Annotated in this window: 15 protein-coding genes; 7 read left to right on the forward strand and 8 right to left on the reverse strand. The window is 36.6% G+C overall.

Going from position 1 to position 14,564, the window contains the following annotated elements; translation table 11 throughout:
* Nucleotides 1-410: 410 nt before the first annotated feature.
* Nucleotides 411-1,433 (reverse strand): 3-oxoacyl-ACP synthase III family protein, encoded by a 1,023-nt coding sequence (locus ACP3T3_RS08260; RefSeq protein ID WP_426479421.1) that lies wholly within the window; start codon nucleotides 1,431-1,433, stop codon nucleotides 411-413.
* A 73-nt stretch (nucleotides 1,434-1,506) separates the two neighbouring features.
* Here ACP3T3_RS08260 and ACP3T3_RS08265 point away from each other — a divergent pair, with 73 nt between their 5' ends.
* Genes ACP3T3_RS08265 through ACP3T3_RS08280 form a run of 4 tightly spaced genes read left to right on the forward strand, consistent with a single transcriptional unit; the run spans nucleotide 1,507 to nucleotide 5,006 of the window.
* Nucleotides 1,507-2,406, forward strand: a complete 900-nt coding sequence (locus ACP3T3_RS08265; RefSeq protein ID WP_426479422.1) for a CorA family divalent cation transporter — start codon at nucleotides 1,507-1,509, stop codon at nucleotides 2,404-2,406.
* Nucleotides 2,384-4,039 (forward strand): patatin-like phospholipase family protein, encoded by a 1,656-nt coding sequence (locus tag ACP3T3_RS08270; RefSeq protein WP_426479423.1) that lies wholly within the window; start codon nucleotides 2,384-2,386, stop codon nucleotides 4,037-4,039. The genes ACP3T3_RS08265 and ACP3T3_RS08270 overlap by 23 nt, the downstream gene beginning before the upstream one ends.
* Before the next feature lie 35 nt (nucleotides 4,040-4,074).
* The gene (locus tag ACP3T3_RS08275) at nucleotides 4,075-4,557 is read left to right on the forward strand and encodes a hypothetical protein (protein WP_426479424.1); all 483 of its coding nucleotides are present in this window, start codon (nucleotides 4,075-4,077) and stop codon (nucleotides 4,555-4,557) included.
* Entirely contained in the window at nucleotides 4,554-5,006 is a 453-nt protein-coding gene (locus ACP3T3_RS08280; RefSeq protein WP_426479425.1) for a hypothetical protein, read from the forward strand. Before ACP3T3_RS08275 ends, ACP3T3_RS08280 begins: the two co-directional genes overlap by 4 nt.
* A gap of 43 nt (nucleotides 5,007-5,049) precedes the next feature.
* Here ACP3T3_RS08280 and ACP3T3_RS08285 read toward each other — a convergent pair whose 3' ends face one another.
* Nucleotides 5,050-5,580 carry an NAD(P)H-dependent oxidoreductase gene (locus tag ACP3T3_RS08285; protein WP_426479426.1) on the reverse strand — a complete coding sequence of 177 codons (531 nt, stop codon included), beginning with the start codon at nucleotides 5,578-5,580 and terminating at the stop codon, nucleotides 5,050-5,052.
* Between the two features lie 91 nt (nucleotides 5,581-5,671).
* On the opposite strand from ACP3T3_RS08285, the gene ACP3T3_RS08290 reads away from it, so the two are divergent.
* A complete protein-coding gene (locus tag ACP3T3_RS08290; protein WP_426479427.1) occupies nucleotides 5,672-6,049 on the forward strand; it encodes a winged helix-turn-helix transcriptional regulator in 378 nt (125 codons plus the stop codon).
* 80 nt (nucleotides 6,050-6,129) lie between these two features.
* Here the strand turns inward: ACP3T3_RS08290 and ACP3T3_RS08295 are convergent, their stop codons facing one another.
* A complete protein-coding gene (locus ACP3T3_RS08295; RefSeq protein ID WP_426479428.1) occupies nucleotides 6,130-6,690 on the reverse strand; it encodes a DNA-3-methyladenine glycosylase I in 561 nt (186 codons plus the stop codon).
* 335 nt (nucleotides 6,691-7,025) lie between these two features.
* On the opposite strand from ACP3T3_RS08295, the gene ACP3T3_RS08300 reads away from it, so the two are divergent.
* Together ACP3T3_RS08300 and ACP3T3_RS08305 are read left to right on the forward strand one after the other, a co-directional pair.
* Nucleotides 7,026-7,403: a hypothetical protein gene (locus tag ACP3T3_RS08300; RefSeq protein ID WP_426479429.1), complete on the forward strand. Its 378-nt coding sequence runs from the start codon at nucleotides 7,026-7,028 to the stop codon at nucleotides 7,401-7,403.
* Nucleotides 7,404-7,459: 56 nt separating this feature from the next.
* The gene (locus tag ACP3T3_RS08305) at nucleotides 7,460-8,473 is read left to right on the forward strand and encodes a TQO small subunit DoxD (protein WP_426479430.1); all 1,014 of its coding nucleotides are present in this window, start codon (nucleotides 7,460-7,462) and stop codon (nucleotides 8,471-8,473) included.
* Nucleotides 8,474-8,726: 253 nt separating this feature from the next.
* Here ACP3T3_RS08305 and ACP3T3_RS08310 read toward each other — a convergent pair whose 3' ends face one another.
* The 5 genes from ACP3T3_RS08310 to ACP3T3_RS08330 form a co-directional block, all read right to left on the reverse strand.
* A complete protein-coding gene (locus ACP3T3_RS08310; protein WP_426479431.1) occupies nucleotides 8,727-9,323 on the reverse strand; it encodes a hypothetical protein in 597 nt (198 codons plus the stop codon).
* A gap of 397 nt (nucleotides 9,324-9,720) precedes the next feature.
* Entirely contained in the window at nucleotides 9,721-11,298 is a 1,578-nt protein-coding gene (locus tag ACP3T3_RS08315; RefSeq protein ID WP_426479432.1) for a DHA2 family efflux MFS transporter permease subunit, read from the reverse strand.
* Between the two features lie 94 nt (nucleotides 11,299-11,392).
* The gene (locus ACP3T3_RS08320; RefSeq protein WP_426479433.1) at nucleotides 11,393-12,496 is read right to left on the reverse strand and encodes an HlyD family secretion protein; all 1,104 of its coding nucleotides are present in this window, start codon (nucleotides 12,494-12,496) and stop codon (nucleotides 11,393-11,395) included.
* A 16-nt stretch (nucleotides 12,497-12,512) separates the two neighbouring features.
* Entirely contained in the window at nucleotides 12,513-13,829 is a 1,317-nt protein-coding gene (locus ACP3T3_RS08325; RefSeq protein ID WP_426479434.1) for a TolC family protein, read from the reverse strand.
* The gene (locus tag ACP3T3_RS08330) at nucleotides 13,813-14,439 is read right to left on the reverse strand and encodes a TetR/AcrR family transcriptional regulator (RefSeq protein ID WP_426479435.1); all 627 of its coding nucleotides are present in this window, start codon (nucleotides 14,437-14,439) and stop codon (nucleotides 13,813-13,815) included. Before ACP3T3_RS08330 ends, ACP3T3_RS08325 begins: the two co-directional genes overlap by 17 nt.
* Between the last annotated feature and the right edge of the window lie 125 nt (nucleotides 14,440-14,564).

Here is a 14,564-nt window from a genome sequence, read left to right on the forward strand (position 1 = left end):
AGATATTTCTGACAATAGAAAACCAGTTTTATTTGCGCACGAAAAATAGGAGAAAAGAAAGATAATAATCCTTATTTAATTGTTTTTTCATCATTTACGTTCTCATAAAATACAATGCTGTAAAATTATATTAAAAATACAAAAACACAATATAAAAAAATATAGAATTTATTCTATATTGAATGATAATTAACTAATAACTCAATAAAAGCAAGACAATTTTGAATTATTTATATTGTTTATTTAATGATAAATTCACACTATTTTGCGTAAATCAATACGCATTATAAAAACAAAAAACCATAAACTAAAGTTCATGGTTTTCTGACTTATTTTTATATTTGTTATGGTATACTAAATAACATAAATGATTTAAAAAAACTGTTTAATCCATTAAATGATGAAAAGAATTAAAAATTAAACAATACACTCCCCCATGTGAATCCGCTTCCGAATGCTGAAAGAAGTACAAGATCTCCTCTTTTTATTTTTCCCTGTTCGATCGCTTCACTTAGGGCAATAGGAATAGAAGCAGCTGTTGTATTTCCGTATTTCTGAATATTGTTGAAGACTTTTTCGTTCGGTAATCCGAATCTTTCCTGTACAAACTGAGCAATTCTAAGGTTGGCCTGATGTGGAATGAACATATCAAGATCTTCAACTGTTTTTCCTGCTTTGTTTAATGCTTCCATCATTGTTTCAGGGAATCTTGTTACGGCATGTTTAAACACAAAGTTGCCGTTCATGATCGGATATACTTCTTTGTTGGTCACATGTTCAGGATCTTTTCGCATTCTGTCACTCCATCCGAATTTTGAACCTGGAAACTGAGTACAAAGCTCATCTGCATATTTTCCTTCTGAATGCATGTTCATGGCTAAAATATCTCCTGCATTTTCATCTTCTGAAGCAGAAAGAACTATTGCTCCTGCCCCATCTCCGAAAATGACAGAAACTCCTCTTCCTTCATCAGAAAAATCCAATCCGAAAGAGTGAACCTCAGCTCCTACCACCAGAATATTTTTATAGGTTCCTGATTTGATAAATGCATTCGCAACACTCATAGAATAGACAAATCCTGAACATTGATTTCTCACATCCAAAGCCCCGATCGTATCACATCCCAACATATCCTGAAGCAATACGCCGCATCCTGGAAAATAATAATCCGGTGAAAGCGTTGCAAAAACAATATAGTCGATATCTTTTGAGGTAAGACCAGCATTCAGAATGGCTTTTTCCGCGGCTTTAAAACCCAGATAAGCTGTGGTTTCCTGAGAGTCGTTTCTGTTTTTTCTGTGTCTTCTTTCCCTGATCCCTGTTCTTTCTGTAATCCATTCGTCATTGGTAGCCATTAGTTTTGCTAAATCATCATTTGTAACAACATTATCTGGAACATAAAATCCCACACCTTTTATTGTACTTTTAATCATATAGTTTTTTAATTTTAGCAAAGATAAAGCTTATTTAACACATAGTTTTTCAAAATATTAGTATTTTTACTTTATGCCAATTGATACGATATACAGAACCTCCCACTGCGAATGGGTAGATGTAGAGGCTCCTACTGCAGAAGACCTGAAATTTCTTCATGAAAGATATGAAATCAATAATCTTCTTCTGGAAGATACGATGGATCCTAACCACCTTCCCAAATATGAAGAAGACGGGAATGTAAAATTCTTCTTGCTCCGTGAAAGTACAGAGCTGGAAAGGAAGAACCTGAATACCATCAGTGACATCAGCACCAAGATTGGAATTTTTCTGGTTGAAAATACCATTATTACCATTCACAGGATGAAAACCAGAAGCATCTCTGAAACCAGGAAAAAAGTTTCTTTGATTCAGGAAGATGTTACTCCCCAGCAGATCACTCTAATGATTGCCATACTGATTATGAAGAGTTTTGATGATGAATCTTTGAGTCTGTTCGAAACGATGGACAATATAGAGAATGAGATTTTCCTCAAAAACACCAACCATACCAGCCAGATCCGCCGTCTTTATAAGCTGAAACGAAAATCAGGACTGAACTCACGCGTATTGGTGATTTCTACCGATGCTATTGATAAATTTAAGCTGTTGAACTTACGGGACTCCGAGATTGTCGATTTAAAAGATAAACATAAAGATGTGGTTGCCGACTTTGACCATTTAAATATTCAGATTACCAACCTTATTTCTATGTTCCTGGCCCTTTCGGATCAGAAGGCTAACCAGGTTATGAAGGTTTTGGCTATTTATTCGGTGTATTTCTTACCAATCACCTTTATTGCCGGGGTTTATGGAATGAACTTCGATAATATGCCCGAGCTTCATCATAAGTACGGATATTTTATAACGCTGGGTGCTATGGCTACGGTTGTCATCAGTACGTTTATATATGTCAGACGAAGACAATGGTGACTTAACCGGGAATAAAATCGACCATACACCATTAAAACAAAATACTATGACTACTGAAAACCTCAACAAACTTCTGGAAGACCGTTCTCTTTCACAGGCATCCAAAGATAAACTGCTTGCTTTACACGAGAATATTTCTGCCAAAGAATTTTCTGACCTCCTGGATCAGTTGGGTAATCAGTATGTAGAGTTTGTACAGGAAGGAGGCGGTGTCTGGGGAAGTGCGCTGGTAGGCTATCTGTATGGATTGGAAATATTTGGCATCCGTTTTCTGAAAGTAGCAGGAACGAGTGCCGGAGCCATTAATACCATGCTTATTGCCGCCTGTAAAACCAAAGAAGAACCGAAAAGCGAGCTTATCAAAAATATTCTCTTCAGCTGGGATTTTTCAGATTTTATGGATGGGAAAACCTATGTAAAAACGACCCTCCATGCCATGCTGAACAACAAAGATTTTTTTAAAATTAATGCTGTTATTGCTGCTATTCTCTTTATTATACTGATCAGCATTCCTTTTCTGGCTCCTTCAACAACGATCCTGAATGCGAAACTGATGTTTCTGATTCCTCTGATTCCGGCTGTCATCCTCTTTTTCTGTATCAAAAAGCTTTACAACAATTTTAGGAAAGAAAACAGCGGACTGAATCCCGGAAATACTTTTCAAAACACCATGCAAAATGCACTGGATCAGTTTGGAATAAAAACAGTTGCCGATCTCAATAAAAAATTCATTCAGAAAGAAAGAGATCTCAACATTAACTACCGCTACGGAAACGGGCAGGAATATTATCAGATGGCCCTGCAAAGCATAGAAAAGATTAAAATCAAAAATCAGATACACATTGATCAGACGCGGTACAGAATTTTCTACGAGAGTTCCGTCAATAACGATTATTATAAAAACAACCCGTTTTACCTTCTTAAATCTGAGTATGTAGTTATTACCACTGATATCAATGCTAAAATTAAAGTGGAACTTCCTACAATGGCCAATCTCTATTGGTCTGAAGAGGAACTGAAACACATCAGCCCCGCCGAATTTGTAAGAGCTTCTATGGCTGTTCCTTTTTTCTTTGAACCTTTTCAGAAACAAATTAATAGGGACGATGATTCTGTAAAATATGCCTGGAGGTACTGGATGAATACCCAACCAGAAGATATTAATCCGGCAGGTGTTTTCATTGATGGCGGCAGTATTTCCAACTTTCCTATTGACCTGTTTCATGCCGATGAAGTTTTTTATCCGAGAATGCCCCTTTTTGGAGTACAGCTGACAAATGATTCTTCCCTCCTCTCAGAAAAAGGAAAAACCAGTGAGGAAATCCTCAAAACACCTTTCAGCTATGCCGGAAATATCATCAGCACGCTGAAAGGATTTAATGACAAAACATTTCTTACCAAACATACTTTCTATAAACTGTACAGCATACAGACTGTTAACTGCGGAACCAGCAGCTGGCTGAATTTCTTCATGAAAAAAGATGAAAAGGAAGAACTTTTCAACAGAGGTTTTCAGGCTGCCCTTGATTTTCTCAATGGATTCGACTGGGAAAAATATAAGTATGAAAGAATGATGCTTACGATGAAGGATAAGAAAATTCTGAAGGAAGAGGATACGCCTACGGTGGGATAAGGATTTTAATAATTTAATTGTTGAATAAAGAATAAATGAACTGGATTATCAGAACTACAAAAAAGGTAAAATTCCATACGAACCTTCAGGAAGTTTTGAAGCCAATATGGGATAATCTGGGTGTTTATCACTGGATTCTGGCTGATCTAGAATTTACGCCTAATGGTCAGCCAATCCCTATCAATTATGACCAGGATTTTTTCATTTTAAATCATCAACAGTTTGAACAGCTTTATAAGAGCAGTCCTCAAATTATTTGGGGAATAATATCAGCTGTTCCAAATAATCTCAAACCCGATACTTCCTTCATCTCCAATTTATCTGCTGAAGATTCCCTCGTTTGGGAACCTAATCATTTTTTTATTAAGGAAAGTATTTTAGAGATTATTGCTTTTGATAGCGGGTATACGATTGTAAAGTTTAAAGAAAAAAATCTTTCAGATAAATTTAAAGAGCATTTCCAGGAACAGTTGGTAGATCTGCAGAAGTTTAATGAAAAATATATTGGTAAAGCATGAAAAAATTGATCTCAGAGAAGTTTCACATTATTCTTTTAATACTCACTTTAATTTTTATTATATTTTGTTTAATTAGTGCCAATTTAGGAATTAATGACATACTCAAAAGCCCTAAATACACAATTGGAGAAGCCACCTCAGACTGGCATCACAAAAACGCTAATGGTGTAGGAATAGACTATAAATATCATGTTAATAGTATTACATATTCTAAAACTGCCAACGTCTCTTATCAGAAAGGAGACAAATTTCTTATTATTTTTGATTCTATAAAACCTGATAATTCGGCAATACTTGATATCTACTCTATTGAGAACTATCTCATAGATGTAAAAGTTCCCGCCAATGGCTGGAAATATAAGGATGTCCCTTTTAATATTGACAGTAATACAATAAAAAAATATGTTCAGGACTGGAATATCGAACCGTTTGAATATATACAAAAGTAAGTTGAACCATTTTAATTCAATAGCCCAACTTACTTTCATATTGTTATAAATTATCCAGAAACTCCAGATACAACGGAACACTTCTATTGATCCATTCATCGGAAGAATCTCTTTCAATTCCGTAGTAGACGAAAGGCTCTCTGTAATCGGCTTTTATATAATCAAAAGTCAGTTCATAAGGTCTGAAAAGTTCCTTCATGGTATATTTATATTCCCCGGATGCACTGTATCCTTCTTCATCTATTCCTGCCGTTACGGCCAGTGACATTTTCTTTCCGGCCAGTTTGAAACCGCTGTTGCTTCCATAAGCCCAGCCATACAAAACCACTTCATCCAGCCATTGTTTTAAAAGCGGCGGGCTGCTGAACCAGTAAAATGGAAACTGAAATACAATTTTATCATAAGCTTCCATCATTTTCTGTTCCTGAACCACATTAATTTTTCCGTCTGGATAAGCTTCATACAATTGATGGACGGTATATTTTTCCGGATACTTTTTCAGTTCATCAATCCATTTTTTATTGATCACAGATTTTTCAATATCGGGGTGTATTACCACTACTAAGGTCTTCATTACGTTTAAATTTCTGTTACAAAATTACTACACATAACCCACATTTCGTACATTAGCAACCTATTGTATGGTACTATAAAAAATGTAAGTAATGACTAAAATAAAGGAAACTTCAACCAATTTTGCCAATAAAAAAGCGCTTGCTGATGAATGTCCGGAAATCTATGCATCCAATATTATCGGAGGCCAGTGGGCATTGGCGATCTGCTGTTATCTGATTAATGGAAAAATGCGGTTTGGGGAACTTAAGAAAAAACTTCACAATATTACTGAGCGCATGCTTACCCTTCAGCTCCGCAGGCTGGAACAAGACAAAATCATTACCAGAACAGTCTATGCTGAAGTTCCGCCAAGGGTAGAATATGAACTTACAGAAATAGGATACAAACTGAAACCCATTATCCTTGAGTTTGAAAAATGGGGAAATGAACACAAAGATCTGATGGGTAAAACTTCAAAGAATGATTAAATAATCGGATTTCTATGGAATGACGGAGTGGGCATTGTTCCAAATAATTCTATTTGCCATTCCGTAGAAATCCCCGTTTATTATTTATCCAGGTTTCTCTTCCACAAAGGCTTTTGAGCCAATACTTTTGAGTGAACCGGGCAGGTTTCATGATGGGCTCCGCTTAGATATCCGGTGCTCATGAGAAATTCGTTGACAATCTCTCCACCTGTGAATTTAAATGTTTTTTTGAACAGCTTCATCCATTCCTGTAATGTTTTAGGATGATGATGCTCCAGCCATTTCTCGAATGATCCAAATTCTGCCTGCAATTCAATGATTGCTTTAGCATTTTCAATGGCAGCATTTACTTTTAGCTTATTTCGGATAATTCCCGGATCGCTCAACAATCTTTCACGGTCTTCTTCCGTATAAGCAGCTATTTTGCGAATATCAAAATTATGATAAGCCTCTCTGAAGTTTTGTTCTTTTTTGAGAACCGTTTCCCAGCTTAGGCCAGCCTGATTGATTTCCAGAATCAGCCTTCCAAACAACTCATTGTCATTATGAATAGGAAACCCATAATAATTGTCATGATAATTTTTATGCAGTTCTTTTCTGCTTTCAGGCTGCATTCCTTCTATTGCTAAACAATAACTCATTTTACTATATTTTCTGTTTTTTAAACTTCCGGAATGTAAAGATAAATCAGGATTGTGACAACAGTCCGTCAGTAGTCTTTTTATTTTTTAATTTAATTATAATCCGAATCAATTTTATTTCATTCAAGAGAATATCTGGTAGTTTAATGGTTCTAAATAATATCATGAAACCACTATTTTCCTGCTTTTATTATATACTCAATACCATTGAAGTACAAAATTTATATTCTAAAACCTATGAAAATCTCAAAAGTCCATAATATATTGATTGATCAGCAGAACAATTTTTTACAATTCATTAAGCTTACATTGAAATAAAGTGTAGTTTTGTAATCATGTCCAGTTCAGGAATCCATATGAAAACCTATAAAGCCATCATCACGATGCTTATATTGGTATTTTCTTTATCTCCGTGCTCTGTCAAAAGAAATGTTCTTGATATGTTTGATATTCAGTTCATCAGTGGACTGAATAAGGTAAAAACCACCTCATCTATTTCCTTCAGCTGTGATGCGGCATCTGCTTCCTCAGCAATTGCGGTTGCAAAAACTAAAGTTCAATGCCGATATAAAGATTCTTTTTCCGGGTTTTATTCAACTACTGCCAACTCCGTTGAAGAAAAGATTTTCTCCAATAACTATTCCGGACATTCCACAGAAAACAGTCCTCCGAAGTATATTCTATTTAAAAAGCTCAAGCTTAATCTGGTTTAAACTTTTTTAAGTCAGATTATTAAAAATCAGTTTTTTACAATACAATATTAATTTCAATGAAACATACCGTAAACAGCCAGTCTTCGGACATGGCCGGATTATATACTTTATCCCTCCGAATGGTTATCGGATGGACTTATTTTTCAGCGTTCTGGCGCAGACTTATCCTTGAAAACAAACTTATTCCTGATGAACAGGGATACATCGGGGAAAAATTCAATCATTTTTTACCTAATGCACTCGGAATAAAACCTATCATTGAATATCTGGTTACCCATCCCGATGCTTTGCAGCGATCTATGTTGATCTTCACCATTGTTGAGGCAGTCGTTGGGTTATGTATCATTCTCGGATTTTTTACCCGCTTAATGAGCATCGGCATCTTCAGTCTTGCTCTCGGAATTTTATTAGGTTCCGGATGGCTGGGAACAACCTGCCTTGATGAATGGCAGATCGGTGTTTTAGGTGTTGCAGGTGGATTTGTACTGTTTCTTACAGGAAGCGGATTTTATTCTCTGGATTATCATTTCATCAAGAATCACAAAAAATTTACTCAAAAAAAATGGTTTCAATGGCTGGGCTCCGGAAATTTTCAGATCTCAAACCCTAAGGTTTTTGTATTGACAGGTTCGTTGATCATATTTGGATTAACGCTTTTCACCAATCAATATTTCCATGGCGGCGTATGGGGAACCCTCCATAATAAATCAGTAAAACCCAAACTGGAAATTTCAAATGTTTCTCATAACAATTCGGATCTGAAGTTTCAGATATACAGAACTGAAGGTGCCGATGTATATGGCTCTTTTCTGATAGGCATTCATATTCTCGACAAAAACGGAAGGATTTTAAAGGAATTTGATCATAAAGAGCTCGCCGGAATTTCTAAAGAAAATATCCAGAATCATTATGTTGCCAAAGTAAAACCTGGAAAACACAGTCTGGTAATTCCTCTTGGAGCAAAAGCTGATATAACTCTGAATATTGATGATATTCTTCAGAAAAGTGAAATTGATGCTCTGAAACTGATTGATGTAAGTGGTATTGAGTGGATAGAGAGGATTGAATAGGAGTTTCGGGATTCAAGGGTTGTAGAATTGGAACTTATTATTTTAACATTTTTATGTTTTGGCTAAAACCAGTTGGAAGGTATTATTCTTTTGTAAAGGGCTAAAGCTCATTCCTATTGAATTTTCTCTATGATTATGATTCTATTAAAATTAAGATCAGAAAAATCTGCGAGATGCTTACATTTTGGTTAAAATCATAGCTATTCATTTACAGAAAAAGCGGACTAAAGTCCGCTTTTATTGATATTTGATGTTACTTTTCTGAGATAATGATATGATAACTGCAAGAGCTGTCCGGATCGAGCTTGAGTACTTTTATTTCAAGTAAAATATCCAGTCCCATAGTATCGCAAACGCCTTGTATAAAAGGTTTGATGACCGGCCATTTCAGCAGACCCGCGATCTGCAGGCTTTGGGTGATTTTATGGTAACGGTCTACTCCTTTGATCAGCAATTCGCATTTATAGTCATTTAATTCTTTAAACTCGAAATTATATTCAGGACTGGATGTAAAAACTGCTCCTATCAGTATTTTTGCCACAGCCGGAATCCCAGGCTGCAGACCAGGTTTTGCTTCAAGGTTCCTTAGTGCCATTCTTGATCCGAGATCATACATAAAGTTACTGGAAAGCGGTTCTATTGCTTCTGCTCCATAGAGTTTTTCAACCTGCTTGAGCATTCCGCCATAAAAAGCTCCTGTGATATCTGAGAGCCGCTGGGTAAGCTCTGTAAAGGTTGCGGGAAAGAAGTCTGCAATAATCTGAACCTGATTCATCTCAGGAGGATAAACATCATTTTTTCTAAAATCTGATAATGCCACGTAGGTTTCCGGCAGTTGAATTTGATTCATAGTTAATAAGTTATTAGTGTTTTGAAATCATGATTGAGTTGAATAATGAATCGAAAGGCAGTATTATAAAGCTCTCTTAAATTAGAACTTTGTCTTTACAGATATAAAAATAAAGCACAAAGTGAGTCGGTCAGTTGATATTAATAACTGATATTCGGATAAAATCTGATATTATATTGGTAAACCCTTTCTTAAAAAGGCATCTGAAGAATGAGGGAATCTATTCATATTTTTTCATTTGGTAATGTAAAACTAAAAAAAATAAATAAACTCTCCAATAAGTGATATTATTTTTTATTGAACGAATTTAAAACTGAAAGTTATTGTCTGTTACTATCTTACAACAAAAACAATAAAAAAACCTTCGAAAATTTCGAAGGTTTTTTTTATTTAAAATTTAGTGCATGGCTTCACTCAAATCTATTTTTTCTTTGCTCTTTCTTTCTTTTACGAGTAAGATAAACGGAATACATATCAGGAATACGATTCCAAGGTAAAGAAATACATCCATATAAGATAATACAGTTGCCTGTTTCGTTACGGATAAGTCAAGCATTTTATACGCTGCATTCATTGCTGCATCAGGGGTCATTCCTTTTGCTATAAAATTGGCTTTAAGAGCGGCGAGTCTCTGCTGAACCTCAAAACTGTTTTCGTCCAGGTGGGAAATTAAGTTATTCCTGTATTTCTGGCCTGCATTGGCGATAAAGGTTGTGATGGCTGCGATCCCGAAAGATCCTCCCAGCTGTCTCATCATTCCTGTAAAGGCTGCTCCCTGACCAATCTCTTGTCCTTTTAAAGTACTTAATGACAAAGAGGTGATTGGAATAAACAATAATCCCAAACCTGCTCCTCTTACGATCAGCATCCAGAAGAATGCATCTTTGCTGGTATCCGGTGTCAGAATTTTGTATCCCCAGAAACTATAGACAAAGAAGATGAATAGCCCCAGAGAAACCAGGATCTGCTGTTTTGCTCCTTTTGCCAGCAATCTGCCGATAATAGGCATCATAAAGGCCGTTGTCAATGCTGCCGGAATCATCAGTGCTCCTGACTGAAGTGCCGTCCATCCCAAAATACTCTGTGTATACAGCGGGACGATAAATGTAGAGCCATAAAGCCCAAATCCAAGCACGAATGACATCATGGTTCCGATTCTCAGGTTACTGTTTTTAAGTACCCTTAGCTCAACGATAGGATACTTAAAGGTAAGTTCCCGCCAGAGGAATAATATAAATCCTAGAACAGCAGCTATTGTAAAGGCTACAATCATTCCGCTTTCAAACCAATCTTCTTCATGACCTCTTTCCAGAATAAACTGTAATGAACCTACTGTTACTGCCAGTAGACCAATCCCAATCCAGTCGACATCAGAAACTTTACGCTTTTCAGCATATTTCGGACTTCTTACAAACTGAAGCGTCATCAATGTCGCTGCAATCCCAATCGGAATATTAATATAGAAAATATATGGCCAGCTGAAGTTATCTACGATATACCCACCAAGAGGCGGACCTAAGGTAGGCCCAATAATTACTCCCAGACCATAAATAGCCTGAGCCATACTTCTTTTTTCAATCGGATAAGATTCCGTAATGATCGTTTGTGAAGTTACCAATAAGGCACCTCCCCCGATTCCCTGCATCAATCTGAAGAACACAAGTTCCCAGATATTGGTTGCATTTCCACATAAGAATGAAAATACGGTAAATATAATGATGGACGCCGCAAAGTAATTTCTACGACCAAACTGCTGTGACAGCCAGCTTGTCATGGGAACAATAATAACGTTCCCGATGGCATACGCTGTAATCACCCAGCCTACTTCTGAAAGCGTAGCTCCAAGATTCCCCTTCATTTCATTCAAGGCAACATTGACAATCGTGGAGTCTACAATTTCAAGAAGGGCACAAAGGATAGCCGTAATCGTAATGATCACTCTCCGCGCTCCATATTCTACTAATGAGTCTTGCATAATTTTTATTCGAATAATTGTATTAATGTAAAATGTAGGATGTATTAATGATTTTCAATTCATCATGAATACATTTTACGTAAGTACATAAATACTATTTCAAAGCTACCTCTGCCTTCACGTTCATTCCTGTTCTCAATCTTTTTGCAATATTCTTGTCAAGATTTACAAAATCAATTTTTACAGGAAGTCTCTGAACTACTTTTACGAAGTTTCCGCTCGCATTATCCGGAGGAAGAATAGAGAAAGTAGCTCCTGTAGCCGGAGAGAATGAGCTTACCACTCCTTCAAATTCTTTATCAGGGAAAGCATCAATCTCAATTTTCACTTTCTGGCCTTCTACCATTTTATCTACCTGTGTTTCCTTAAAGTTGGCCACAACCCATTTCTGATCATTCTTAACCAGAGCAAACAATTGTGCTCCTGCCTGCAGATACTGTCCTGCCTGGGTAGATACTTTTCCTACGTATCCGTCTTCCGGTGCAAGAATTACGGTATATGACAAATTCAATTTTGCATTTTCCACATCTACTTCTCTTTGTTTGGCCACTGACCCCGCAACGCTGATTTGTTGTGAGCTTGCAGCGGTCTGCGATGAAGCAATATGGGTTTGCTGAGCAATCTGATTTCTCTGGTCAACTAAAACCTGCAGCTGCTTGTCTGCAGATTGTTTGGCTGCCAAAGCCTGCTCATACTGCTGTTCTGTAATAGAATGGTCTTTTACAAGATTAGCATATCTCTTCAAATCCTGAGAAGTTTTCCAAACATTTACTTTAGCAGCTTCTATCTGAGCATTGGCAGTTACTACTGCTGCCTCTGAAGAACCGATATTTTTTGAAGTAGCCGTAGTGGTAGCTTCTGCATTTGAAATATTGCTTTTTGCTGTAGATAAAGCTGCCTGCGCCTGTTCAAGAGCCATTTTCTGATCTCTGTTATCCAAAATCACCAACGTATCTCCTTTCTTTACAAACTGGTTGTCTTTTACTTTTACCTCAGCTACATATCCTGATATTTTTGAGATTACCGGTGCCATATTGGAAGTAATCTGAGCATCGTCAGTCTCTTCGTGATACTGTCCGTAGGTATAAGCTCTGTAACCGTAGATTCCTCCTCCGATTACTACTGCCGCTAAAATGATAGGAAAAACTAAACTTTTTTTCTTTTTAGGTTCAGCTGCCTGTGTATTATTATTTTCCATTTTGGTTTCGATCTGATTATTTAATTGTTAAAGTTCCTGTTGTCTGTAATAGTTTTCTGTACGCCAGTGCAGCATCTGCCTTGGCATTGATCACGCCCACGTTGGCAGCAATCTGAGCGGCATCTGCATCCAGTAATTCTGTCATGGTTGCAAGACCGTTGTCGTATTTATTTTTTGTAATTCTGTAATTTTCATTAGCCTGCTCAGCAGATTTTTCGAAAACAGCAATTCTCTTTTTGGAATAATCTGTATTCTGATATTCTCTGTTGACATCAAGCTTAATATTATCATTCAATAATTCATCGGTAGCTGCAAGCTGTTTTTCTCTTGCCTGCGATTGCTTTAATGAAGAATTTTCTTTCCACAGGTTGGATAAGTTATAAGAAACCCCGATTCCTACATTGATGGCATTATATACGGTAAGAAACTTAGGAATATCTGCCGCAACATAACCTCCGGTAAATGCGATGGAAGGAAGGTTTTCTGCTTTTGCAGCTTTTGATCCCAGTTCTGCAGCTTTTCTCTGTTGTGCCAAAGCCTGTAAATCTTTACGGTTTTCTCTGGCTTCATTAACATAAAAATCGACAGGCTTTACCTCTGCTCCTTCTTCAATATAGTTTTCATCCACTTCAAGCTCTGTAGTTTCAGGAAGTCCTAACAACAGATCCATATTGATATTGGCGATATTGTAGTTGTTTTTAGCTTCCAATAGCTGAAGTTCAATATTTGAAGTCTGAAGGTTTGCCTTTAATCTGTCATTTCTTGCGATCAAGCCGTTATTTTCCATTTTAAGGAATGTTTCGTCTCTTTTTTGGGAAGCGGCAAGGTTTTCTTCAAAAACTTTGATCGACTGGTTAGCTTTAAACAGGTTGTTATAAGCCTGGGCAACGTTATAAGCAATAGCAATTTTATCGTTCTCAGTACTTAGTTTGGAAGCTTCTACCAGATATTTAGCCGACTGAATACCATATTTGATTCTTCCGCCGCTGTAGATCGGAACGCTAAGGTTAGCAGAACCGTAAAGTACCTGATGAACTTCCGGACCTCCTGCTCCGCCTGAAAGACCTGGAAGTTTGATATCCACATTTGGTTTTATCGGAAGATACATATAGCTGCCGGATACTTTCAATTCCGGTAACTGCCTGTTTTTAGCTTCCAAAAGATCAGCTGTAGCCTCTTCGATCTTGGCTGCATCGATCTTGAGATTCTTACTGTTCTGGATTCCCAGCTGTACGGCTTCGTCAAGAGAAAGTGTTTTTTTCTCCTGAGCATTTGCATTTGCTATTCCTACGAATAGTGATAATGCAATCACTGAGTTATTTATTCTCTTCATAACCTAAAAGGTCTTTTAGTAAATATTTAATATGTTTATTAAGTTCTGTATAGTATTTTTCATCAAAAGCTTCCTCATCTTCTGTTTCATTCAGGAACTCTTTATACATTTCCTTCGCATTGAATGCATAAAATAAGGTTCCGCTTACCGTGGAATGAAGGAGATAAATGGGTGGATTTTTCGTGAAAATTCCATTTTTAAGACCACTTTCCAATATTTGTGAGTACATAGAAAGGAATCCCATTTTGGTTTGTTTCAAAAATTCTACAATCTGAGGATTTTTGGTGTGCAGCTGCTCTCTCTGCATGATCCTGTAAAAGCATTTTTGAGTCCGTATCTTGTTAGAAAACTGATCAATCACTTTTTCAATCTTCTGCCATTCGTTGATATCTGTTCTTCCCAAAAGATCTTTTGAAAAAAACTGTCCTTCATTCATTCTGTATTCCACTAATTTCTCATAAAGTTTTTCTTTAGAGCCAAAATAATATGAGATCATAGAGATATTTACATTAGCTGCCTTTGCAATTTCCCGGGTGGAAGTTCCTTCGAACCCTTTTTCGGCAAAGAGCTTTTCGGCTGCGAATAGTATATTTTCTTCTTTTGAAATCATGCTAGTGTTTATTTTTCAGGGCGCAAATTTACACAAGTTTTAACACAAATCAAACGATTGATTGATTTTTTAATATAGATTTAATTTATTGGAAACAAAAGACGACTTCTATAATACAATGCGAA

Source organism: Chryseobacterium sp. CBSDS_008 (assembly GCF_049959325.1).
Classification (GTDB): domain Bacteria; phylum Bacteroidota; class Bacteroidia; order Flavobacteriales; family Weeksellaceae; genus Chryseobacterium.

Bases quoted from the DNA above. Each gene is read 5' to 3' on its own strand.
- ACP3T3_RS08260 (WP_426479421.1), bottom strand. From the start codon at position 1,433: ATGATTAAAAGTACAATAAAAGGTGTGGGATTTTATGTTCCAGATAAT.
- ACP3T3_RS08265 (WP_426479422.1), top strand. From the start codon at position 1,507: ATGCCAATTGATACGATATACAGAACCTCCCACTGCGAATGGGTAGAT.
- ACP3T3_RS08270 (WP_426479423.1), top strand. From the start codon at position 2,384: ATGTCAGACGAAGACAATGGTGACTTAACCGGGAATAAAATCGACCAT.
- ACP3T3_RS08275 (WP_426479424.1), top strand. From the start codon at position 4,075: ATGAACTGGATTATCAGAACTACAAAAAAGGTAAAATTCCATACGAAC.
- ACP3T3_RS08280 (WP_426479425.1), top strand. From the start codon at position 4,554: ATGAAAAAATTGATCTCAGAGAAGTTTCACATTATTCTTTTAATACTC.
- ACP3T3_RS08285 (WP_426479426.1), bottom strand. From the start codon at position 5,580: ATGAAGACCTTAGTAGTGGTAATACACCCCGATATTGAAAAATCTGTG.
- ACP3T3_RS08290 (WP_426479427.1), top strand. From the start codon at position 5,672: ATGACTAAAATAAAGGAAACTTCAACCAATTTTGCCAATAAAAAAGCG.
- ACP3T3_RS08295 (WP_426479428.1), bottom strand. From the start codon at position 6,690: ATGAGTTATTGTTTAGCAATAGAAGGAATGCAGCCTGAAAGCAGAAAA.
- ACP3T3_RS08300 (WP_426479429.1), top strand. From the start codon at position 7,026: ATGTCCAGTTCAGGAATCCATATGAAAACCTATAAAGCCATCATCACG.
- ACP3T3_RS08305 (WP_426479430.1), top strand. From the start codon at position 7,460: ATGAAACATACCGTAAACAGCCAGTCTTCGGACATGGCCGGATTATAT.
- ACP3T3_RS08310 (WP_426479431.1), bottom strand. From the start codon at position 9,323: ATGAATCAAATTCAACTGCCGGAAACCTACGTGGCATTATCAGATTTT.
- ACP3T3_RS08315 (WP_426479432.1), bottom strand. From the start codon at position 11,298: ATGCAAGACTCATTAGTAGAATATGGAGCGCGGAGAGTGATCATTACG.
- ACP3T3_RS08320 (WP_426479433.1), bottom strand. From the start codon at position 12,496: ATGGAAAATAATAATACACAGGCAGCTGAACCTAAAAAGAAAAAAAGT.
- ACP3T3_RS08325 (WP_426479434.1), bottom strand. From the start codon at position 13,829: ATGAAGAGAATAAATAACTCAGTGATTGCATTATCACTATTCGTAGGA.
- ACP3T3_RS08330 (WP_426479435.1), bottom strand. From the start codon at position 14,439: ATGATTTCAAAAGAAGAAAATATACTATTCGCAGCCGAAAAGCTCTTT.